The following is a 21,371-nucleotide window of genomic DNA, read 5'->3' as shown; positions in this document are numbered from 1 at the left end:
AATGAAATACGCCGAAGGCAATGCCGACGAACTCAAGACCAAATTCTGGAAGGCAATGGCGGACTCGCCCTTCGTCTTCCTCGAACTTGACGGCCAGCCCGACACTGCGGTGCCCATGACCGCGCAGCTCGACAAAGATGCGAACAGCTCGGTGTGGTTCTTCACGCACAAGCACAGCGATTTCGCCAAGCTCGGCAACGCCACCGCGACCTTCGCCGGCAAAGGCCACGAAATGTTTGCCCGCTTCGGCGGTGCACTTGCGGTAGAAACCAGCAAGGAGCGTTTCGACCATTTCTGGAACAACTTCGTCGAAGCCTGGTACGATGGCGGCAAGGACGATCCGGATATCCTGTTCTTGCGCATGGACCTCGGCACTGCGGAAATCTGGAACGGTGATCTCGGTATGCTCAACACCGCGAAGATGGCGCTGGGCATGACCGTCCACGACGAAGCCGAAGAACAGCATGCAAAGAAGGTCGACCTCTAAGATCGACCGATAACGATAAAACGTGTCGCAAAGGGCCGCCCCTTACCGGGCGGCCCTTTCTCTTTTATCAGTCGCTGCGTGGGGCAGGGTCAATCGGGATCATCGTTTCCTCGCCCGCGATATCGTCGACAACCTCTACTATCCCCTGGGCCAGATGGCTCTTCCTGCGGCTGTATCCGAAATAGACCAGCAGGCCTATCGCCGACCACAACGGCAATACAAGCATGGCTTCCAGCGGCAGGTTGAGGAAGAGAAACGCACAACCGAAGATAGTGGCAGGGCCGACGAACCATAGCATGGGTGTCCGGAAGTCGCGCGGCCGATCCGGAGCCGTGCGCCGCAGAACCATCACTGCCACCGCGACCATCGCAAAGGCATACAACGTTCCGGCATTGGCAATATCGGCCAACTGCCCGACCGGAAAGAAAGCGGCACCCAAGGCCACAATCGCACCGGTCAGGAGCGTGACGACATAAGGCGTCTTCCACCGCGGGTGAACTTTCGACAAGCCTGCCGGAAGCAGCCCGTCTCGGCTCATCACGAAGAAAATGCGCGTCTGTGCGAACAGCAGCACAAGGATCACTGAAGGAAGAGCGAGAAAGGCTGCAATGCCGAGCAAATTGCCGATACCCGAAAATCCGATCTGCCGCAGCACATGCGCCAGCGCCTCGTCCGAGCAGACGAGAGCGCCCGAATAAGCGGGAAGCGCGCACTGTCGGGCCAGCTCTTCCGAGCCTGCGGGAAACGGCACGCCGCCGGGTCCCATGATCGGTTGGCCGCCGATCGTCCCGATCGCCCCTGCCGCGACGAGAATGTAGAAGACGGTGCAGAAGGCCAGCGAACCTACCAGCCCGATCGGCACGTTGCGCTGCGGGTTCTTCGTTTCTTCCGCAGCGGTCGAAACGGCGTCGAACCCGACATAGGCGAAGAAGATCGTCGCGGCTGCGCCGACCGCGCCCACACCCGTCCCGAAACCGCCGAACACCCCCGCCGGCAGAAAGGGATTGAACTTGTCCGGATCGAAATAGGCGCTCGTCAGGGTGAGGCCGATGAATGCCGTGAGTGCGGTAACCTTGATCGCGACCAATGCCGCATTTACCTTGGCGCTCTCGCTTGTCCCGATCATCAAGAGCCACGTTACCAGCAGGGCAATTACCAAAGCAGGCAGGTTGATGAAGCCCCCCGGTTCCCCGCCCAATGCAAGCGGACCCGCGGAAAGCCATTGCGGAAGCGCGATGCCGAGGAACTCGTTCAGGATGGTGCCGGAGAAATACCCGGACCATCCGACCGACACTGCCGATGCGGCGATGGCGTATTCCAGGATCAGCGCCCAGCCCACCGTCCAGGCGAGCAGCTCGCCCATCGTCGCATAACTGTAAGTGTAAGCCGATCCTGCTACCGGGATCATCGCGGCGATCTCCGCATAGCAAAGCGCCGCCACGATACAGACGGCACCGGCTATTACGAACGCCAGCATCAGGCCCGGCCCAGCCTTCTGCGCGCCGGCGGCGGTGAGGACGAATATTCCGGTCCCGATGATGCATCCGATACCGAACAGCATCAATTGCCACGCACCGAGCGATCGATGCAGCGACTTCTTCTCTGCCGCCGCGAGTATCGCGTCGAGCGGCTTCACCCTGTCGAGGATCATATGTGGCCAGCTGGCTCCACCGGCCCGCCGCGGGACACCCCCGCTCCGCCAGCCGGAACGCCTCGATTACTCGCAAACATCGCGCCCGAAAAGCGCAATGTGATCAGGCCCCGAGAATACTCGGGAACAGCCCCGTCACCAGAATGATCGCCACCGCGATCGGGCAGAGCCAAGCAATCAGGAAGCGCCAGAGACCGAATGCGAGGGGCGAAAGCCCGGTCGTCGTCCGCAGCAGGTTCGTGTCCGCTTTCCAGCCGATGAAAATCGAGGTCAGCAGCGCGCCGACCGGCAGCATCACCTTGCCGGTAAACCCGTCCACCGTGTCGAGGATGTCGGTTTCGGCAAACAGCGACCAGAAGCCGAGCGGGCGGACGTCCGACCAGACGTTGTAGCCAAGCAGGCAGGCAATCCCGATCAGGAACGCGCCGCCGCCGAAGATCAGTGCCGACTTCTGGCGGCTCCAACCGCGCTCTCCGATGCCCCAGGCAGTCGGCACCTCCAGCAGCGAAATCGAACTCGTGACCGCGGCGACAAGGATCAGGACGAAGAACAGGAAACCGAACAGCGCCCCGGCAGGCATGGTCTGGAAAGCAAATGGCAGTGTCTGGAAGACCAGCGTCGGGCCGGCCGCCGGGTCGAGGCCGACGGCAAAGACGATCGGGAAGATCATAAAGCCGGCAAGCAGCGCAACCATCGTGTCCGCGACTGCAATCAGGGCCGATGTCGAGCCGAGGCCGCTGCCTTCCTTGATGTAGGAGCCATACGTAATCAGTCCCGCCACGCCGAGCGAAAGCGAAAACAGCGCCTGCCCGAGAGCCGAGTTCATCACCTGCGGCGTCAGCTTCGACCAGTCGGGCGTGAACAGGAACGCCGCGGTTTCGGCGATATCGCCCTCGATTGCGCCGTAAATGACCAACCCGACGAGCAGGACGAAGAACATCGGCATTAGATAGGTCGCTGCCTTCTCGATGCCCGAGCTGACCCCGCGCGCAACGATGAAAAGCGTCAGCCCCATGAAGGCGAGGTGCATGGCGAGCAGCAGACCGGGGCTGGCGAACATGTCGCCCAGCCGCTGCTGGATCTGTGCCTGATCCTCTCCGGCCAGCGCACCGCGGAACGGCTCGCCAGCCATGATGGCATCGATCAGGTCGCCGCCCATCACGCCAGCGTAATACAGCACCCAGCCGGCGACGACCGAATAGAAGGACACGATCAGGAACGCGGCAATTGCGCCGATTGCCCCGAATATCGCCCAGCTCGGTGACGATTGGGATTGCGCGGCCACCTTGCGGATCGAACCGACCGCATCGGTCTGCCCGACCCGTCCGATTGAAATTTCGGACAGCACCAGCGGCAGGCCGAGCAGGAAGACGCAGGCAATGTAGAAGAACACGAAGGCCCCACCCCCGCTTTCGCCCGCAAGGGTCGGGAAGCGCCAGATATTGCCGAGACCGACTGCGGCCCCGACTGCGGCAAGGATGAAGGCTGTACGCGAAGACCAGCCTTCGCCGGTCGAAGTAGTGGTGGCGACCATTGGCGTCGAATTCCTCTCTGAAGAGCGGCCCCTCAGCCGCACTTTCCCGTCGGCGCCCTTAGACACGCAATCGCTGCCGATTCCAAGCGCCGCTTTGCCTTCCTTTCACGGCTTGCTAGGGGCTGCACCATGTCCACGACTTTCCAGCTCGACACATCGACCAGCCGCGCCAATCCGACGCCCCAGCCGATGAAGCGCCTTACCGTGCCGAAGATCCGCGCGCACAAGCGCGATGGCAAGGTGGAGGAGCCGCTGGTCATGCTGACGGCCTACACGGCCCGGCAAGCGCAATTGCTCGATGCGCATTGCGATATCCTGCTGGTCGGCGACTCGCTGGCGCAGGTCATTTATGGGCTGCCGTCCACGATCCCGGTAACGCTCGACATGATGGCGAACCACGCGGCCGCCGTCGTGCGTGGGAGCTATCACGCGGTGGTCGTGGTCGATATGCCCTTCGGTTCGTATGAGGCGTCGAAGGAGCAGGCATTCGAAAGCGCGGCTTACCTGCTCAAGCAGTCCGGCGCTGCCGCAGTGAAGCTCGAGGGCGGTGAGCAGATGGCCGAGACCGTCGCCTTCCTCAACCAGCGCGGTATTCCGGTGATGGGGCACGTAGGTCTCACCCCGCAGGCGGTGAACGTGCTCGGCGGCTATATGGCGCGCGGGCGCAGCGATGCGGAAGCCGACAAGATCGTGGCCGACGCCAAGGCGCTGGACGAAGCAGGAGCTTTCGCCATCGTCATCGAAGGCGTCGTGGAACCCATCGCGATCGAAGCCACCAAGGCCGTCTCCTGCCCCACCATCGGCATCGGCGCATCGGCCCAGTGCGACGGGCAGGTTCTCGTGACCGAAGACATGCTCGGCATGTTTGAGCGCGTGCCCCGCTTCGTGAAGAAATACGAAGCCATTGCCGATGTGATCGAAAAGACCGTGGCGCAATATGCCGAGGAAGTGCGCGAGCGCAGTTTCCCCGGTCCCGACCAGACCTACCAGCCCAAGAGCTGATTACCGGAAACCTCGATGGAAACCCTGTTTCGCTATTACGCGTTCTCGCTCGGCTTTACGGCTGTCTGCCTCGGACTGGGGGCATGGTACGGCTATGCCAGCACCGGCACGATCACCGGCATGCTGTCGGTCCTGTGGATCGTGATCGTCCTGTCGATCCTCGAAGTCTCGCTCAGCTTCGATAATGCCGTGGTCAACGCCACGGTCCTGCGCGAGATGGACCCGGTGTGGCAACAACGCTTCCTGACCATCGGTATTCTCATCGCGGTGTTCGGTATGCGCATCATCTTCCCCATCGCCATCGTGGCCATCGCGGCAGATGTCGGCCCGGTCGAAGCGGTCAGCCTCTCGCTGAACGATCCCGAGGAATACGAGCGCATTGTTGAAGGCGCCCATATCGGCATTGCCGGTTTCGGGGGCGCGTTCCTCGCCATGGTCGGCCTCGTCTTCTTCTTCGATCACGACAAGGATGTGCACTGGATCGGAGTACTGGAACGGGCGATCAACAAGTTCTCGAATGTTCCGGCGGTGGAGATCGGCCTGGTCCTGACACTCGTCTATTTCGTTTCGACCGCCCTGCCCGCTGCCGAAAAGATTACCTTCCTCACCGCCGCTATCCTCGGACTGGTCACCTATATCGCGGTCCACGCGCTCGGGGCGATCATTGAGCAGCGGGAGGCGCGCAAGAAGGCTGCGGGCGAGATCGTGCGCTCGGGCCTTGGCGGGTTTCTCTATCTCGAAGTTCTCGATGCGAGCTTCAGCTTCGACGGCGTGATCGGGGCCTTCGCGCTGTCGAACAACATGATCATCATCGCGCTGGGCCTTTCCGTGGGGGCGATGTTCGTCCGTTCTATGACCATCCACCTTGTGCGCCAGGGCACGTTGGCGCAATATCGCTATCTCGAGCACGGGGCGTTCTGGGCGATCATCGTGCTCGGCATCATCATGCTGCTGTCGGCGCGCTATCACATTCCAGAGACCATCACCGGCCTGATCGGCGCTTTGCTGATCGGCGTCAGCTTCTGGTGGTCGGTGCGCTACAACCGTCGCCATCCGGAAGACGCGATGCACTCAGCCGACTAGCGAGCGGCGCTGCCAGCACCAGCTGGAACAGGTGGTAGAGCAGCAGGGGCAGGACGATGAACCCCGCCGCTTCTGGCGGGAACAGGATCGTGGCGAGCGGCGCGCCGACGGCGGCGCTTTTCTGCGCGCCGGAAAACAGGAACGCGATGCGATCCTCGCGCGCGAAGCCTGCCAGCTTGGCGACCAAGTATGCTCCGCTATGGGCAAACACGAGAAAGAGCGCCACGAATGCCAGCAGGATGAGCCAGCCCGCGCCATCGACACGGCTCCAGATGCCCTGCTCGACCGCACCGGAGAACGCGACATAGACGGCAATCGCGATCACGAAGCGATCGACCCAGGCGATCTTGCTTCTGATGCTTTCGATGAGCGGCGCTGCGGGCTTCTGGAATATCTGACCCAGGGCAAAGGGCAGCACCAGGATGCCGAGGATCTTGACCAGCACCTCGCTGCCCACCGCCCCCTCGCCGCTCCCGCCAAGGGCAAGGAACAGCGGCACGGATACGAACACGCCGAGGATGTTCAGCAGAGCCGCGCTGACCACGGCCAAGGCCACCGCTCCGCCTGCCAGCGCAGTATAGGACGTCGCCGACTGCACGGTCGACGGGAGCACGCCGAGATAGAGGAAGCCGAGTGCAATCAAGGCGGGCAGAGAAGCCTCTCCGACAAGCGACAGGGCCAGACCGCCCAGTGCCATCGCACCGAACACCCACACCACGAGCACCGCCTGATAGCGCCAATGAGCGATGCCGCGCACGATCTCGCTGCGCGCGATGCGCAGGCCGTTCAGCAGGAACAAGAGGAAGACGGCGCAATTGGCGACGATTTGCGCCATGTCCCTGCCACTGCCAGTCACGGGAACGATCGCTGCGAGCGCGGTGGCAAGCGCCAGCATCCGCAACATCGGGTCGGCTAGGATCGTGCGCAACGCCATGCGCTGTCCCTGCCGCGAGAGGTACGTTTTGTCGAGGTCTCAGGACGCGAGGAGCGATGTCAGCTTTGCCTGGAGATCAGCGCGCGCCGCACTCTGCTCCGGGGGCAAGGTCGCGATCAGGGCGGCAATCGCGCGTGGATTGAGCGGCTGCAATTCGTGGGCCCGAAACGCAAAGTCCAGCGCCGTGTCTGCATCGCCCAGCTGACCGGCGACGATCCCTCTCGATGCAAGCACCCACGGGACGCGGGACTGACCATGCGCGATCGCGTGATCTAGAAGCGCCGCCGCCTGCTTCCACTTGCCTTGCGCAGCATAGGCATCGGCCAGCAGCGCAGCCGCATGGCCGTTCATCGGATTGGCTTCCAGGTAAGTCCTGAGCAGGTTCGCAGTTGCCTCGGGCGTCGCCTGGCTCCCTGCCAGTCTCAGCGTGAGCGGCCAAGGCTGCCTGATATCGGCGGCGCGGACATAGGCATCCCGCGCCGCGCGGCGGTCCCCGCTGGCAAGCTCGGCATCGCCGAGGATCGCATAGCCATCGGCCGAACCCGGAAACCGCCTGACGAAATCTTCCGCACTCCCGACAGCCGATCCTCGCGCCTGCCCGAACAGTACCGAGCGCACGAAATCCCGCGTCTGCGCGCCACCGCCACCGGTAGCGGTGAGCGTCTCGGTGGGCGTGTCGCTCGGCAATGGGGCCAGTCCATCCGGACCGAGTGCCGCAAGGTCGATGAACTGCGCCGCCTTTGCTCGCTGCTCGAGAGCCTCGTAAGCCCTCCCGACCAAAAGACGCAAATGCGGCGACCCTGCAGGACCCAGCGCGCGTTCCGAAAACCGATAGACCAGTTCCCGCTCGCTCCTGCTTTGCAATAGCGCGGAGGCCAGCAATTCCACCGCGCGGACATTGTCCGGCTGATCGAGCAACAGGCGATCGAGGGTCTGCGCTGCGCTTGCCGGATTGGCATTCTGCAAATCGACGATCGCCGACAGCATCAGCGCGGCAGGCACACCCTCGGTTTCCAGGCCGGAGCGTTGCAGCAATTCACGCGCGAGCAGGAATTTGCCGCCACGCGCCGCAATCACCGCCTGAAGGTAAAGCCCGGTGTCGGACAGGACAGCCCCCTCGCCGCCTTCACGTAGCACTGCGAGCGCATCGGCCGCCCTGCCCGCATCGCCGAGAGTGGCAGAATATTCGAGACGCAAGTCGAGGTCGTCCGGATGCAATACAAGAGCACGCCCGAACCATTCGATCGCGGGCACCATCCCCGATGCCTCGCGGATCAGCTGCCCGCGGAACAGCAGGGCGGCCTTGTTTTCGGGTGCAAGCGTCAAAGCCCTGTCGGCAGCTTGCACAGCTTCGACTTGCTCACCGCCCAGAAAGCGCAGGCGACCGATATCTACCCAAAGCTCCGGCTTGTCCGGTGCGACCGCGTGGGATCGGTCGAATGCCTTCCCGGCCGCGGCTAAATCCCCGCGTGCCATCTCCAGCCTGCCGAGCATTCGCCACCCAAGCGCTGCCGTATCGTCGGAGAAAGAGCCGGGTTCCAGCCACCGCGCCGCGCTTTCCAGGTCTCCCGACTGGAGCGCAGCTTCGCCAAGCAATGCGGCGAGGTCCGCCCGATCGGTTCCCTCCGACAGCTGGCGTTCGAGGATGATCCTCGCATCTTCGGGAAAGCCACGCGATATCTCGTATCTGGCCAGCTCGACAGGGTCGAGACGGTCCGGGCCACCCTCGCATCCCGCGAAGCCGATAAAGCAGAGCAACACGGCAGCAACAGGCTGAAGGATGTCACGCCTGAAGATCATACTGCTTCAGGAGGTCGTACAGGGTCGGTCGGCTGATGCCGAGCAACTTCGCCGTATTCGAGATGTTGCCCTCGCTGCGCGCTAAAGCCTGGCGGATCATCCGACGATCGGCCTGTTCGCGGGCCGATTTCAGGTTCAGCGCGAGATCGCTCTCAGCTTCATCGGTATTACCGAGATCGAGATCTTCCGCGCCCACCAGCTTGCCATCGGCCATGATGACGGCGCGTTTCACACGATTTTCCAGTTCGCGGACGTTACCGGGCCAGTTCCAGCCATCGATCGCGGCCAGCGCATCGGGCGCAAACCCTTTGACCTGCGGGTTCATTTCCGCAGCGAACCGAGCAAGGAATGTCTTCGCCAGCAGCACCGCATCGCCCGGCCGCTCTGCCAAGGTGGGGACTTTAACGACGATTTCGGCAAGGCGATAGAACAGGTCCTCGCGAAAGGTCCCCTCCCCGATCATCGCCTCGAGATCCTGGTGTGTCGCACAAACGATCCGCGTATCGACCGGGATCGGCTTGCGGCCGCCGATACGCTCGATCGTGCGTTCCTGCAGGAAGCGCAGCAACTTTACCTGCAGAGGCAGCGGAATATCGCCCACCTCGTCAAGGAACAGCGTGCCGCCGTCGGCGAGTTCGATCTTGCCCTCGGTCGTCTTGACCGCCCCGGTGAAGGCCCCTTTTTCATGACCGAACAATTCGCTTTCGAGCAGGTTTTCGGGGATTGCCGCACAGTTGATGGCAATGAATGCGCGTGACTTGCGATTGCTCGTCTCGTGCACACCCTTAGCCAGTAGCTCTTTCCCCGTTCCGCTTGCGCCGAGCAGCATTACCGAAACATTCGTCGGCGCAACGCGCTCGATTGTACGCGCGACCTTGGCCATCTCCGGCGCGGCAGTCACCAGCGAGCCTAGCACGGTCCGGTCCTCGCCGACCTTCTCCGACAGGCGGCGGTTCTCATGCTCGATACGATGCAGGCGCAGCGCCCGATCCACGATCAGGCCGAGCGTGTCGATATCGACCGGCTTCTGGTAGAAATCATAGGCTCCGCGCTCGACTGCCTGAAGCGCGCTTTCCCGTGCGCCGTGACCTGAAGCGACGATCACTTTGGTATCGGGCTTCATCGCCATGATCGCATCGAGCACGGCGAAGCCCTCGGTGGTTCCATCCGGGTCCGGCGGCAGCCCGAGGTCCAGCGTAACCACCTCCGGCTCTTCCGCGCGCAGGGCGGCCAGCGCGGCTTCGCGCGTCCCGGCGATCACGACCTCGTAATCGTCATAGGCCCATTTAAGCTGGGCCTGCAGCCCCTCGTCGTCCTCGACAATCAGCAGCTTGGGCTTGGAGCCTGCCATTATGCGTCCTCGTAATTCGGTTTGTCGGGTGCCTGCCCAATCAGATGCTTGGTCGCCTGCAGCGGCAGGGTGACGGTGAAGCGGGAGCCGATGCCTTCGCGCGATTCCGCATCTAGCCGCCCGCCCATTCCCCGGATCGTCTCGCGCGCCTCGAATGCGCCGATGCCGAAGCCGCCTTCCTTGGACGAGACGAAGGGCTTGAACAGGCCGTTGCGAAGGAATGTCGCAGACATGCCCTGGCCGTGGTCGATCACGTGCAGCTTGCCGCTGACCCCGTCGGTATAGACTTCGAGTACGACCGAACTCTCGGCGCTGCTGGCATCGATCGCGTTCTGGACGAGATGGACGAGTGCCTGTTCGAGACCCTCTTCGTCGCCCAGCACAAGTGCGCTTTCGGACCTCAGCAGAGAAACGGAGTGGATGGCCGAAAAGCGATCGACGACACGCCGCGCGGTCGAAGCAAGATCGAACGGCGAAAGGGCGCCTTTGTCCTTCGTCCCGTAACGCCCGAGCCGCGCGAGCAGCGTGTTCAGCTTGTCCGCGCTGTTGCGCAGCGTGACCAGCATGTCTGCACGGAATTCCGGCTTGTCCGCGTGCTTTTCTGCATTGCGGAGCAGCAGGGACATCTGACTCGACAGATTCTTGATGTCGTGCATCACGAACGCCATGCGGCGGTTGAATTCGTCGAATCGACCCGCCTCGATCAGCGCCGCCTGCCCGGCTTGCTCCGCCAGATAGCTCGCGAGTTGTCTGCTCACCACGGTCAGGAGATCGAAGTCCTCCCAGTCGAGCTTGCGGGTGACCAAGGGACGCGCGAGGATTGCGAGCCCAACAAGGCGATCGAAGTGCAGCAGCGGGACAGCGGCCCAGGCAGTGGGGTCGTCGCGTAGCCAGTCGGGGATCAGGTCCCGCTCGCCATAATGATCGATTCCGGCCCGTCCTTCGTCGAAATCGACGATAAGTTCCTTCTGCTCCAGCAAGGCTGCGAGCGCAGAGGGAAGCGTCGGCGGCGGCATTTCGTCCTCGCGCCAGCGCCAGTCCGCCGCCAGTTCCAGTGCTCCATCGTCATCGGTCAGGAACAGCATGCCGGAAGGGCTGTCGGTAATGTCGGCCAGCGCCTTGATCGCGCGTTCCGGAAGGCTGGTTTCGTCGAACCCTGTGCGCCCGATCGTGTTCGTGAACCGGATCCACTCGTTGCGGTAATCGTAGCGGTGCTTGAAGAGGTGCTTGACTGCCGTCACCCGCAGCCAGCCCCTGAGCTGTGCCGAAGGCAGCCAGATCAGCGCCAGCGCTCCTGCCGCAATTACGAGGCCAACCTGGACGAGCCGGGCTAGGTCGCCGGTCAGCATGTCGAGCCAGCGGGCAAGGCCGAGCATAAGCATCAGGTATGCGCCGATGACCAGCAGGGAGAGGAAGCGGAACGCCACTGCCCGCGACGGGCGGAATTCCAAGCCCGAAGCGGCGCGGGCGAAGCCCAGAGCAAACGGTATGGCGACAATCCCCGCCGCAAGGCCGCGTAGGGCGGAAAGCTCGACCGGCGCGGACCCGAGTATATAGGCAACGGTGTAGTAGTTGAGATCGAAGGCCCACATGCCGGCCAGTGCGGCTGCATTCCACCGCAGCAATTGGCGAGATGCGGCGGCCGCGCCGACGTAGAGATTGTGGACGAGAACCAACGCGCCCACCGCAACAAGGACGCGGAACATTGCTGCCGTTTCGAAGGTAAGGGAGACGAGTTGCGGCGTCACGGCGTAGCGATGCGCCACGAGTAACAAGACGAAATGTAAGGCCTCGACGAAGCAGAGTGCGACGAAAGCCGGCCGAACGATGCGCAGCGTTTCGTCGCGGCCATCGTTCGCGAAATGGCGGAACAGGACGAACAGCCACGCGAAATTGCGTGCGATTTCGGTCAGTTCGACAATCGCGCGCCCGGGCTCGAAGCTTGCTGCCGCGAAACACCAGTTCGCCGTCAGCGCCAAAGCCACGATGGCCGGCGTCCGGTCGTTGCGGCTCGTGTCGCCCTTGGTGGCCACCCAGACGGCGCAGATCGCGCACACGATCGCGCCGATCGTGTAGGTGACGTAAGAAGCGGTGCTCGCCCAAGCCATCAGCGCGCACCATGCGGCCAGAGGATCACCCGCGCCGTCTGCAACAGGATCAACAGGTCGAGGAAGGGCGTGTAGTTCTTGGCGTAATAGAGATCGTACTCCAGCTTCTGCCGGGCATCCTCGATGCTTGCACCATAAGGGAAGTTGATCTGCGCCCAGCCCGTGATGCCGGGCTTCACCTCATGCCGTTCCGCATAATATGGCAACTCGCGTTCGAGCTCCGCCACGAATGCGGGAACTTCGGGGCGCGGGCCGACGAAGCTCATATGGCCTTTCAGGACCGACCAAAGCTGCGGCAGCTCGTCGATCCTCAGTTTGCGAATAATACGGCCTACACGGGTGATCCGGGGGTCGTCTTCTTCCGCCCATTTCGCACCGCCCGCTTCGGCGTCAGTCCGCATCGAGCGCAGTTTCACGATTTGAAATTCCTGCCCGTACAGCCCGACGCGGCGCTGGCGGAAGAAAACCGGACCCTTGCTGTCCAGCTTCACCGCCAGACCGAAAATGAGGATCAGCGGCAGCCCGACAATCAGGATGAGCAGGCTGCTCGCAATATCGAAAACGCGTTTGCCTGCCGCCGATATGCGGCGCCCGGCCGAAAAGCCATCGGAGAAGATGAGCCAGCTCGGATTGAGCGTGTCGAGATCGACCCGGCCGGTCTCGCGCTCCAGGAAGCTGGAGAAGTCGTTGATCGGCACGCCCTTGGTTTTTACACGCAGAAGATCCTTTAGCGGGAGTGCGTTACGCCGCTCTTGCAAGGCCAAGACCACTTCGCCCGCTCCGATCCGTTCAACGAAATGCCCGAGATCGCCGATAGCCGCGCGCTCGACCGCTCCGTGCACGACGGGTAAGCAGTCACCCATGTCCACGAAGTTGAGCGGCGTGAAGCCGGAACCCTCGGCCTGCGCAAGCCGCTGAAGGCGTGCTGCCCGCTCTCCCGCTCCGAGCACCAATATCCGACGGCGGAAAGTTTCGGAGCCGAGCATGCCCGTCGCGAGCAACCGGTTGCCGACCAGCGCGACCATCGCAATGGCCATCGCGTAAAGCAGGACCGAGCGCCAGAAAGCGGCACCCGGAACGAAGAAATTAATGAGTGAGATACCCAGCACGCCGAGGCTTACGGCCACCAGCAGTCGGGCGGTGCCGAACCGGATGGAACGCAGCGCTTCGGGGCTGTAGCCGCCCACGGCGATAATCGCGAGCCAGACGACGAGGGCGAACCCTCCGAGTTCCGGCAGCCTGTCCCATAGCGGACCGTTGCTCGATCCGATCTGGCTCACGCGCAGGCGCCACGCAGCTTCCCCCGCCGCCGCGAGCAGCAGCAGATCCACGAAGCACAGCAGCACCACGTTATAGGGAAAGTAATGCTTGAAGACGCGGATCATCCGGTCGCGCTCGCGAAATTGCTGGTGTCGGAATATTTGACTAGCAGCGAGGAATGAACCGTCGGTAAACTTTACACAATAGCGACACCGCACGAAAAAGGCGGCGCGAGCAAGCCGCGCCGCCATCGAACGAGTGAAGCGATTATTGCTGGACGGCGTCCGAAACGGCGTCGCCCGCATTCTGGGCAGCGTCGCCAACCTGGCCCGCTGCCTCACCGACCTCGCCGGCTGCGTCCGCAACCGCATTGTCCTTCGCCACTTCCGCACCGCTCATCTGGGTGAAGATGATCACGCCTACGATGGCCACGACAGCCAACAGGATCAGCAGACCCCAGCTCGCGCCGCCGCTTTTGCGAGGCTCGTTGTCGGTGACGACCGTGTGGGTCGTATGGGTATTGCCCGAGGGGGTGGTCGTCTCGGTGATACGTTCTTCGGTCATGAGCTTGTGCTCCCTGATAAATTATTATCGGCGTGCGAACGCTCCATTGCGAAATCCGGTTCCGCGCAGGGCACAGTTTGTTGGTTAATCGCTTGCGAACTCGAAGGGGGTGACGCTGCGCCGGACCGTATCGAAAGATAACGCTCGCCCCCGCGGAGGCAGGGAGCGCTGCGTACATTGCCGCCGGTGACAGTCGGCGCATCCCGGCCCGATCCGCTGGGCATCCTGCGAGCGCAGGGATATGCCGCGCGCCTGAGCGAGTTCCTCTGCAAGGACGGCCTCGACACCCAGCGCGACGACGAATTGCGCTTCGCCCGGCGCGCCGCTGCCCTCCACGGTGCGCGCCAGTGTGAGCCAGCCCCCTTCCCGCTCGCCCGCCACGTCGAGCGCCACGAACTGGACCTGCAATTCGCCCGCGCGTTCGAAGGCCCGGTGGGCATGCCACAGCGGACAGCTGGTGTCGGAGTTGATGAACCGCGCCGTGCTCGCTCCGGTAAAGGTTTTCGAGAACTGCCCCGCGCGATCGAGCCGCACCATGAAGAAGGGCAAGCCGCGCTGGCCGACGCGCTGCAGCGTCGTCAGGCGGTGCGCAAGTTGCTCGAAGCTGACACCAAAACGCCGTTCGAGGACAGGCAGATCGTAGCCGGTTGCTTCGCAGGCACGCAGGAAGCGGCTGTAAGGCATCAGGAGCGCTGCCGCAAAATAACCGGTCAGGTGCCGCGAGAAGAAAGCACGCGCCGCGTCGTCATCGAATTTGGCACCCTTGGCGATGGAATCGATAGGGTCCGAATATTCAAGCCGGGCTAGCTGCAGCGCGAGCTGGAAGTTGCGCGATGCATGGCTCAGCATCTCGGACAACTGAACCTGCCGTGCATGGAGATCGAGCCTGCGAAGGCTGTCGGGCATTACATCGCGCGGCAGGATGCGCACCGACAGCTGATGCCGCTCGCGTAGCCGCTCAGTCAGGGCGAGGCCGATATCGCCGCGCGACAGGCGCATCTCGTCCGCAAGCTCTTCCGCAGCGAGGTCGAGATCGGCGAAGTGATTGCGCCATTTCTCGATTTCACGACGCGAAGCCGCGAGAGGGCCATCGTCGCTGGCGATTGCCGATCCGGCATTATCATAGAGTCGCGCGAAGGCCGCCGCCGCTTGCGGAGCAGCAGAGAGAAATTCCTGCAACTCGTCACGGTCGATCCCGAGATCGGCAAACCGCTCGTCGGCAAAGCGGCGCGACAGGCCATCGAGACCGCCGATCGTCTCGTCCTCGCGCAAATTACGCGGATCGAAATCGAACTGATCCACCAGCTGCATTACAACGCGCGCGCTGACCGGTCGCTGGTTGCGCTCGATGAGGTTTAGATAGCTCGGCGAGATATCGAGTCGGGCCGCGGTGGCGGCTTGCGTGAGCCCTTCCTGCTTGCGGAGCCGACGTATGGCAGGCCCTGCGAACAATGCCTCGTCACCCATGGTGTGTCACTTTCTTTACAGCTTTACAAGATTAAATGCCCGAAGCCAGTGGAATAGACAAGAAAGTTTGTAAATTTTCCTATCGCCGGCAGCGTCTCTCCCCCACTTTGTGCTCAAGGCGATCCCGCCAGACGCATTCTTAGGAGGACTCCCGTGACCTACCAGGCCCGGATCAAGGAACTGAACGAAACCATCGCTGCCAACGGTGCACCCTGGGGCGCGATCGACGCCGAGAGCGCTGCGCGCATGGTCGTGCAGAACCGCTTCCGTACCGGTCTCGACATCGCGAAATACACCGCGAAGATCATGCGCGAAGACATGGAAGCCTATGACCGCGATCCGGCGAATTACACGCAGTCGCTCGGCACCTGGCACGGTTTCATCGCCCAGCAGAAGATGATCTCGATCAAGAAGCATTTCGGCAGCACCAAGCGCCGCTATCTATATCTCTCGGGCTGGATGGTCGCCGCGCTGCGCAGCGATTTCGGCCCCTTGCCCGACCAGTCGATGCACGAGAAGACCAGCGTGCCCGCGCTGATCGAAGAACTCTACACCTTCCTCAAGCAGGCCGATGCCCGTGAACTCGGTGGCATGTTCCGCGATCTCGACACGGCTCGCGAAACCGGCGACGAGGTAGAAGCCCAGCGCCTGCAGAAGGCGATCGACGACCACGAAACCCATGTCGTGCCGATCATTGCCGACATCGACGCCGGTTTCGGCAATGCCGAAGCGACCTATCTGCTCGCCAAGAAGATGATCGAAGCCGGTGCTTGCGCGCTCCAGATCGAAAACCAGGTGTCGGACGAAAAGCAGTGCGGCCACCAAGACGGCAAGGTTACCGTGCCGCACGAGGACTTCCTCCAGAAAATCCGCGCGATCCGCTACGCTTTCCTCGAACTCGGTGTCGAAGACGGCATCATCGTTGCCCGTACCGACTCGCTCGGCGCCGGCCTGACGAAGCAGATCGCCTATTCGACCGAGCCAGGCGATCTGGGCGACCAGTATAACAGCTTCCTCGATTGCGACGAAGTCGACCCGACCGACATCACCAACGGTCAGGTCTTCATCAGCCGTGACGGCAAGCTGCTTGCTCCGAAGCGCTTGCCGAGCAACCTCTACCAGTTCCGCCCGGGCACCGGCGAGGATCGCTGCGTTCTCGACTGCATCACCGCGCTTCAGCATGGCGCCGACCTGCTGTGGATCGAAACCGAAAAGCCGCATGTCGAGCAGATCGCCGGCATGGTCGACCGGGTGCGTGAGGTGATCCCGAACGCGAAGCTGGTCTATAACAACTCGCCCAGCTTCAACTGGACGCTGAACTTCCGCCAGCAAGTATATGATGCATGGGTAGAAGCCGGCAAGGACGTGAGCGCGTTCGACCGCGACAAGCTGATGAGCGTCGATTACGACGGCACCGAACTGGCCGCCGAAGCCGACGAGAAGATCCGCACCTTCCAGGCCGATGCTGCGAAGCGCGCGGGCATTTTCCACCACCTCATCACCCTGCCGACCTACCACACGGCGGCCCTGAGCACCGACAACCTCGCGAAGGAATACTTCGGGGAACAGGCGATGCTCGGATACGTCAAGAACGTGCAGCGCGAGGAAATCCGCAAAGGCATTGCCTGCGTGAAGCACCAGAACATGGCCGGATCCGACATCGGGGACGACCACAAGGAATACTTTGCCGGCGAGGCAGCCCTGAAGGCCGGCGGCAAGGACAACACGATGAACCAGTTTGCCGCTGCCTGAGGAGTGAGAGGATGACGACCATGACCGAAGACACCCCCAAAACCGAACCCGGCCGCGCCCGCGCCCTGTTCTCGACTGCCGACTTCCGCCTCCTGCGCACCGCGCTGACGGCCTATGCCCGGCAGATCGAAGATCGCGAGGAACTGGCAAAGATCAACGCGCTGCACCACCGGCTCGGCACCTATGTGCCGTCGGACGGCTGACAGCCACTAACCTGACAATCGATTCTCCTGGGGAGGAGAATACGGCCGTCGGAGCGACCCCAAACGCTCCGGCGGCCACACTTTTTGCGAAGCTGTTGGTTCAGCCGCCGTTACGCGGCATCAGGTCCAGCGCCGCACTCGCCAACGCTTCGGCGCCGGTGGCGATCACCTTCTCGGCATCGGGCGCCCAGAAGGGCGAATGCAGCGAGGGCAGCGGCGTGCCCTCCTCTTCCAGCGCATCGAGCATCGTTTGCGGGGTGCCGCTGATCCAGAAGATCATGCTGTCGACATTCTCCGGATCGGCGCGGCGGAATTGGCTGAAATCTTCGCCGCCCATCACCGGCGGCCATTCCATCACCCGCTCCTCGCCGAAACGCGCCTTGAAGGCAGCCGCCATATCGTTGCTGAAATCGACGTCGTTGAAGGTCGAGGGCGTATAGGTTTCCTCGACTGCGATTTCCGGCATCAGGTTTTCGGGCAGTCCGGCGGTGATTGCCTCCCCGCGAGCCACTCGGCGAATACCGTCGAGCAGCAGCTTGCGGCTCTCGTCCGAATAGCTGCGAACAGTGAGCTGCAGCTTGGCTTCGTCGGAAATAATGTTGTGTTTGGCGCCTGCATGGAAGCTGCCCACCGTGATGACGGCAGGATCGAGCGGCGAAGAATTGCGGCTCACCACCGTCTGCAGCTTCATCACGATCGCGCTGGCCAGCACGACCGGGTCGACCGTCGTGTGCGGATAGGCGCCGTGGCCGCCGATGCCCTTGACCGTGATATCGACGCTGTCGACATTGGCGAGAGCGAAGCCGGGCGTGTAGCCGATCGTGCCGGCAGGCGCGGGCGCGGCGGCATCGTGGAATGCAAGCGCATAGTCCGGCTTGGGAAAACGGGTGTAGAGCCCGTCCTCGATCATCGCCAGCGCGCCCAGTCCCAGTTCTTCGGCCGGTTGCAGGATCATGACAAGTGTGCCCTGCCACTCGTCCTTGCGCTCTGCCAGCAGCTGCGCCGCGCCGATGAAGCCGGCCATATGCGTGTCGTGGCCGCAGGCGTGCATCACGCCGGTGGTGACGCCGCTTGCAGGTGTGGCGGTGACCGTGCTGGCGTAAGGCAGGCCGGTCTGTTCGACGACAGGAAGCCCGTCCATATCGGCGCGCAGCATCACGGTCGGACCCTCGCCGTTCCGCATGACCGAAACCACGCCGGTCCGGCCCACGCCTTCGGTGACCTCGAAACCGAGCGCCTTCATGCGCTGTGCCAGTTTCGCCGCCGTGTCGTGCTCCTCGAAGCTAAGTTCGGGATTGGCGTGCAAGTCGCGGTAAAGCTCCATCAACTCCGGCATATCGGCCTGCAAATCGGTACGAAGATCGTCGGCCTGCGCCGGACTTGCGACAGCGATAGCCAACGCCGCCATCGATACTGGAGTGAATTTGCGCACGTTTTTCTCCCTCAATTCAAACGGCGACAGCCGGCCTGAGCACCAGCAGTCAGCCTACAGACCGTATGTCATGACCAATAATATCGACAAGGCGGCGACCATGATCAGGACCAACGGAACGCCTGTGCGGACGTAGTCCTTAAACTCGTATGATCCCTCGGCCATGATGAGCATGTTGGTCTGATAGGCGATCGGCGTTGCGTAACACAGGTTGCAGCCGAACAGCACGGCGAGGACCAGCGGCTCTGCCGGCAAGCCAAGCTTGGTCGCGATGGCAAAGGCGATGGGCGTGCCGACCGTGGCCGCCGTAGCGTTGGACGCGAAGTTCGTGAGGAAGGTCATCGCCAGCATGATTGCCGCCAGCGCCGCAGCGGGCGAGAGATAGTCGAGTCCCACGGCCATGACCGTGCCGATCCAGTCGGCCGCCCCGCTGTCGAGGATGATCCGGCCCAAGGCGATACTCGCGGCAATCAGCACGATAACGCTTCCCGACAGGCCCCGCCCGACACGGTCGAACTTCACGCAGCCGGTGACGAACATCAGGATCGCCCCAGCCAGTGCAGCGATGGCGATGGGAATGAGGCCGACCGACGCCAGAGCCAGCGAGCCGCCCATGATCGCCGCGGCGAGGGTCGCCTTCGAACGCCGCGGCAATTCGCGCATGCCCTCGAGCTGCAGCAGGCTGTCCGACCGAGCGAAGTGCTCCATGTCGTCGGGCAGGCCCATGACCAGCAGCACGTCGCCCTCGGCGAAACGATGATCCCCGCCCTCGGAAAATTGCTCCTTCTCGCCGACGATGCGGTCCGGCCGGTGGGTGCCGATAACTGCGACCCCGTAAAGATCGGCAATGCCGGAGCTCGGCAAGGTTCGTCCGATCAGGCGCGAATCCGCCGTGACGATCATTTCGACGACGGCGATGTCGATCCCGGTTTCGTTCGAACGGCGCCGGATGCGGTCGATCACCCAGCTGGGGGCGGCATCGCCGCGCAAGGTTGCCATCGCTTCCTCGATCGCCTCATGCGTACCGGTCATCCGCAAGCGGTGCTGCGGGCGTAGTAGGCCGACCGGAACGTCGTGGAACTCGATGCCCGCTGGAAGGCGGGAGGACACTTCGGACAGTTCGCGACCATTCAGCACGGAATCCTCGGTCACCCGCAGCCGAGTCTCGAACAGGCGCATGGCATGGACCGCTTCGACCCGGTTATCGCCCAGCAGGCGGGGCATGACGATCCACACGAAGGGCAGCGCGACCAGTGAGGCAATCAGCACGATCGGCGTGAAGTGGAAGACGCCCATCTCCGGCATGCCGAGATCGACTGCGATCGACACCACCAGGATATTGGTCGAGGTCCCGATCGTGGTCGCCATACCACCCATAAGCGAAGCGGCATTAAGCGGGATCAGGGTCTTCGATGCCGCCATCGCGCCGCGCATGGCGAGCTGCACGAAGATCGGCATCAACAGCACGAGGACCGGCGTGTTGTTGACCCCCATCGACAGCAGGAATGTCACGACCAGAGAAAACAGCAGGCCAAGCTGGAGATTGACCTTGAACAATCGCTCCAGGAAGCGGGCCGCCGGCTCCAGAGCGCCGGTTACCACCAGCCCTCGGCCCATTATCATGAGGGCGCAGATCGTTATCAGTGCGTAATGGCCGAAGCCCGAAAATGCGAGCGCCAGACCGTCGGTCGGCTGGGTCTCGGGGAGCGGGAAGAAGTACAGGCCGACCGCAATGACAGCTATGGTCAAGAGCGAGATGATCTCGACCGACATCCGCCCGCGGGCGAAAGCGACGAACATCCAGAGCGTGACGACCATGGCCGCGATCGCATGGTATGAAGGCATCCCGATCATCCGGGCGAGGCAATCCCATCCCTAAGCCCGGATGACAAGGATTTTCGCGAGGTCAGGCGCTTGTCGGGACGCCTCGAGACGCTGAATTGTCGAGCAGGAGGACGACGGCCAGAAATGCCGTCACCGCCGTTCCCGAAGCGCCTGCCCCGAACATCCAGGCTTTCGGATCGATCATGGCGAAAAAGTTCAGCACAGCCCCAGCGAGCCCAGCGAGCACGGTCAGTCCGCCCAGCACCTTGGTCACGGTCGTGGTGCCGCGAGCAGCGATCAGTCCCAACACAATGCCAGCGCCTGCCATCAAAACCTTAGCCAGAAAATACAGGAAAAATGCGCCGGCCAGCACCGTCGCCATCAGCTGCGGCTCGCCGTCGCTCGCAGGACCGAACATGGAGAGCCCGATAGCGACCTGCATGACATTGAATATTCCAGCAACCGCGAGGGCTACCCAGAGCGCGGCCTGATCGGGCCTGCGGACGGCCAGCGTGAACGCTGCGAGGGCGGTTGAGAGAAAGGCAAACAGCTCGGTTAGCCACGTGATCGGCCTGAGTACCGTCTCGGGTCCGGCGCTGGACACAACGGTGATATAGAAAAGCTGGCTGGCGACGGTAACAAGCAAGGCGATTGCCAGCAGACGGGTTGGTGCTCGATCGGTATCGGCCATGAGATGAGCCCCTTCGGATTTCGCAGCACAATGCCGCTTTGTCCGCTGTTCGCCGAAGGGACGAGAAAAGTTACACTGCGACAAGCAGAAAGGCTGGTACCCCTGGCCGGACTCGAACCGGCACTTCAAAGAAACTCGATTTTGAGTCGAGCGCGTCTACCAATTCCGCCACAGGGGCACTGTGCGGGTAAGAGCGCGGCGGATAGCTTGGGGGCGCGGGCGATACAA

17 protein-coding genes and 1 tRNA gene are annotated in these 21,371 nt (G+C 62.7%); 5 read left to right on the top strand and 13 right to left on the bottom strand.

Annotated elements, in window-relative coordinates; translation table 11 throughout:
• The first annotated feature begins 1 nt into the window (after position 1).
• Positions 2-487: a pyridoxamine 5'-phosphate oxidase family protein gene (locus Q9K02_RS08060; protein WP_305932427.1), complete on the top strand. Its 486-nt coding sequence runs from the start codon at positions 2-4 to the stop codon at positions 485-487.
• A 67-nt stretch (positions 488-554) separates the two neighbouring features.
• On the opposite strand, the gene Q9K02_RS08055 is transcribed toward Q9K02_RS08060, so the two are convergent.
• Together Q9K02_RS08055 and Q9K02_RS08050 are read right to left on the bottom strand one after the other, a co-directional pair.
• The gene (locus Q9K02_RS08055; RefSeq protein ID WP_305932426.1) at positions 555-2,138 is read right to left on the bottom strand and encodes an amino acid permease; all 1,584 of its coding nucleotides are present in this window, start codon (positions 2,136-2,138) and stop codon (positions 555-557) included.
• Between the two features lie 103 nt (positions 2,139-2,241).
• The gene (locus Q9K02_RS08050; protein WP_305932425.1) at positions 2,242-3,672 is read right to left on the bottom strand and encodes a sodium-dependent transporter; all 1,431 of its coding nucleotides are present in this window, start codon (positions 3,670-3,672) and stop codon (positions 2,242-2,244) included.
• A gap of 129 nt (positions 3,673-3,801) precedes the next feature.
• Here Q9K02_RS08050 and panB point away from each other — a divergent pair, with 129 nt between their 5' ends.
• A complete protein-coding gene (panB, locus tag Q9K02_RS08045) occupies positions 3,802-4,674 on the top strand; it encodes a 3-methyl-2-oxobutanoate hydroxymethyltransferase (protein WP_305932424.1) in 873 nt (290 codons plus the stop codon).
• Positions 4,675-4,689: 15 nt separating this feature from the next.
• On the top strand, positions 4,690-5,757 hold the full coding sequence (locus tag Q9K02_RS08040) for a DUF475 domain-containing protein (RefSeq protein WP_305932423.1): 1,068 nt from the start codon (positions 4,690-4,692) through the stop codon (positions 5,755-5,757).
• Here Q9K02_RS08040 and Q9K02_RS08035 read toward each other — a convergent pair.
• The 7 genes from Q9K02_RS08035 to Q9K02_RS08005 form a co-directional block, all read right to left on the bottom strand.
• Complete coding sequence (locus Q9K02_RS08035; RefSeq protein ID WP_305932422.1) at positions 5,690-6,691, bottom strand: bile acid:sodium symporter; 1,002 nt, start codon at positions 6,689-6,691, stop codon at positions 5,690-5,692. The two genes, Q9K02_RS08040 and Q9K02_RS08035, sit on opposite strands and share 68 nt — an antisense overlap.
• Before the next feature lie 39 nt (positions 6,692-6,730).
• Complete coding sequence (locus Q9K02_RS08030; RefSeq protein WP_305932421.1) at positions 6,731-8,491, bottom strand: tetratricopeptide repeat protein; 1,761 nt, start codon at positions 8,489-8,491, stop codon at positions 6,731-6,733.
• A complete protein-coding gene (prsR, locus tag Q9K02_RS08025; protein WP_305932420.1) occupies positions 8,475-9,842 on the bottom strand; it encodes a PEP-CTERM-box response regulator transcription factor in 1,368 nt (455 codons plus the stop codon). Before prsR ends, Q9K02_RS08030 begins: the two co-directional genes overlap by 17 nt.
• On the bottom strand, positions 9,842-11,950 hold the full coding sequence (gene prsK / locus Q9K02_RS08020; RefSeq protein WP_305932419.1) for an XrtA/PEP-CTERM system histidine kinase PrsK: 2,109 nt from the start codon (positions 11,948-11,950) through the stop codon (positions 9,842-9,844). Before prsK ends, prsR begins: the two co-directional genes overlap by 1 nt.
• On the bottom strand, positions 11,950-13,335 hold the full coding sequence (locus Q9K02_RS08015) for a TIGR03013 family XrtA/PEP-CTERM system glycosyltransferase (protein WP_305932418.1): 1,386 nt from the start codon (positions 13,333-13,335) through the stop codon (positions 11,950-11,952). Before Q9K02_RS08015 ends, prsK begins: the two co-directional genes overlap by 1 nt.
• A gap of 142 nt (positions 13,336-13,477) precedes the next feature.
• The gene (locus Q9K02_RS08010; RefSeq protein WP_305932417.1) at positions 13,478-13,774 is read right to left on the bottom strand and encodes a hypothetical protein; all 297 of its coding nucleotides are present in this window, start codon (positions 13,772-13,774) and stop codon (positions 13,478-13,480) included.
• Positions 13,775-13,858: 84 nt separating this feature from the next.
• Positions 13,859-15,241, bottom strand: coding sequence for a helix-turn-helix domain-containing protein (locus Q9K02_RS08005; protein ID WP_305932416.1), 1,383 nt, complete (start codon positions 15,239-15,241; stop codon positions 13,859-13,861).
• A 153-nt stretch (positions 15,242-15,394) separates the two neighbouring features.
• On the opposite strand from Q9K02_RS08005, the gene Q9K02_RS08000 reads away from it, so the two are divergent.
• Both Q9K02_RS08000 and Q9K02_RS07995 read left to right on the top strand, forming a co-directional pair.
• Positions 15,395-16,993 (top strand): isocitrate lyase, encoded by a 1,599-nt coding sequence (locus Q9K02_RS08000; RefSeq protein ID WP_305932415.1) that lies wholly within the window; start codon positions 15,395-15,397, stop codon positions 16,991-16,993.
• Positions 16,994-17,013: 20 nt separating this feature from the next.
• Positions 17,014-17,196 (top strand): hypothetical protein, encoded by a 183-nt coding sequence (locus tag Q9K02_RS07995; RefSeq protein ID WP_278327903.1) that lies wholly within the window; start codon positions 17,014-17,016, stop codon positions 17,194-17,196.
• A gap of 100 nt (positions 17,197-17,296) precedes the next feature.
• Here Q9K02_RS07995 and Q9K02_RS07990 read toward each other — a convergent pair whose 3' ends face one another.
• The 4 genes from Q9K02_RS07990 to Q9K02_RS07975 form a co-directional block, all read right to left on the bottom strand.
• Positions 17,297-18,604 (bottom strand): amidohydrolase, encoded by a 1,308-nt coding sequence (locus tag Q9K02_RS07990; protein ID WP_305933477.1) that lies wholly within the window; start codon positions 18,602-18,604, stop codon positions 17,297-17,299.
• 78 nt (positions 18,605-18,682) lie between these two features.
• On the bottom strand, positions 18,683-20,473 hold the full coding sequence (locus tag Q9K02_RS07985) for an SLC13 family permease (RefSeq protein ID WP_340310053.1): 1,791 nt from the start codon (positions 20,471-20,473) through the stop codon (positions 18,683-18,685).
• A 61-nt stretch (positions 20,474-20,534) separates the two neighbouring features.
• Positions 20,535-21,143: a hypothetical protein gene (locus tag Q9K02_RS07980; RefSeq protein ID WP_305932413.1), complete on the bottom strand. Its 609-nt coding sequence runs from the start codon at positions 21,141-21,143 to the stop codon at positions 20,535-20,537.
• Positions 21,144-21,237: 94 nt separating this feature from the next.
• Positions 21,238-21,321, bottom strand: a tRNA-Leu gene (locus tag Q9K02_RS07975).
• Positions 21,322-21,371 lie beyond the last annotated feature (50 nt).

It is taken from the genome of Qipengyuania profundimaris (genome assembly GCF_030717945.1).
Taxonomy (GTDB): Bacteria; Pseudomonadota; Alphaproteobacteria; order Sphingomonadales; family Sphingomonadaceae; genus Qipengyuania; species Qipengyuania profundimaris.
The sequence above is the reverse complement of the archived record's forward strand: the minus strand, read 5'-3'. Positions and strand labels throughout refer to the sequence as shown.

Coding starts and splice junctions, on each gene's coding strand:
- Q9K02_RS08060 (WP_305932427.1), top strand. CDS start 2: ATGAAATACGCCGAAGGCAATGCCGACGAACTCAAGACCAAATTCTGG.
- Q9K02_RS08055 (WP_305932426.1), bottom strand. CDS start 2,138: ATGATCCTCGACAGGGTGAAGCCGCTCGACGCGATACTCGCGGCGGCA.
- Q9K02_RS08050 (WP_305932425.1), bottom strand. CDS start 3,672: ATGGTCGCCACCACTACTTCGACCGGCGAAGGCTGGTCTTCGCGTACA.
- panB (WP_305932424.1), top strand. CDS start 3,802: ATGTCCACGACTTTCCAGCTCGACACATCGACCAGCCGCGCCAATCCG.
- Q9K02_RS08040 (WP_305932423.1), top strand. CDS start 4,690: ATGGAAACCCTGTTTCGCTATTACGCGTTCTCGCTCGGCTTTACGGCT.
- Q9K02_RS08035 (WP_305932422.1), bottom strand. CDS start 6,691: ATGGCGTTGCGCACGATCCTAGCCGACCCGATGTTGCGGATGCTGGCG.
- Q9K02_RS08030 (WP_305932421.1), bottom strand. CDS start 8,491: ATGATCTTCAGGCGTGACATCCTTCAGCCTGTTGCTGCCGTGTTGCTC.
- prsR (WP_305932420.1), bottom strand. CDS start 9,842: ATGGCAGGCTCCAAGCCCAAGCTGCTGATTGTCGAGGACGACGAGGGG.
- prsK (WP_305932419.1), bottom strand. CDS start 11,950: ATGGCTTGGGCGAGCACCGCTTCTTACGTCACCTACACGATCGGCGCG.
- Q9K02_RS08015 (WP_305932418.1), bottom strand. CDS start 13,335: ATGATCCGCGTCTTCAAGCATTACTTTCCCTATAACGTGGTGCTGCTG.
- Q9K02_RS08010 (WP_305932417.1), bottom strand. CDS start 13,774: ATGACCGAAGAACGTATCACCGAGACGACCACCCCCTCGGGCAATACC.
- Q9K02_RS08005 (WP_305932416.1), bottom strand. CDS start 15,241: ATGGGTGACGAGGCATTGTTCGCAGGGCCTGCCATACGTCGGCTCCGC.
- Q9K02_RS07995 (WP_278327903.1), top strand. CDS start 17,014: ATGACCGAAGACACCCCCAAAACCGAACCCGGCCGCGCCCGCGCCCTG.
- Q9K02_RS07990 (WP_305933477.1), bottom strand. CDS start 18,604: ATGGCGGCGTTGGCTATCGCTGTCGCAAGTCCGGCGCAGGCCGACGAT.
- Q9K02_RS07985 (WP_340310053.1), bottom strand. CDS start 20,473: ATGCCTTCATACCATGCGATCGCGGCCATGGTCGTCACGCTCTGGATG.
- Q9K02_RS07980 (WP_305932413.1), bottom strand. CDS start 21,143: ATGGCCGATACCGATCGAGCACCAACCCGTCTGCTGGCAATCGCCTTG.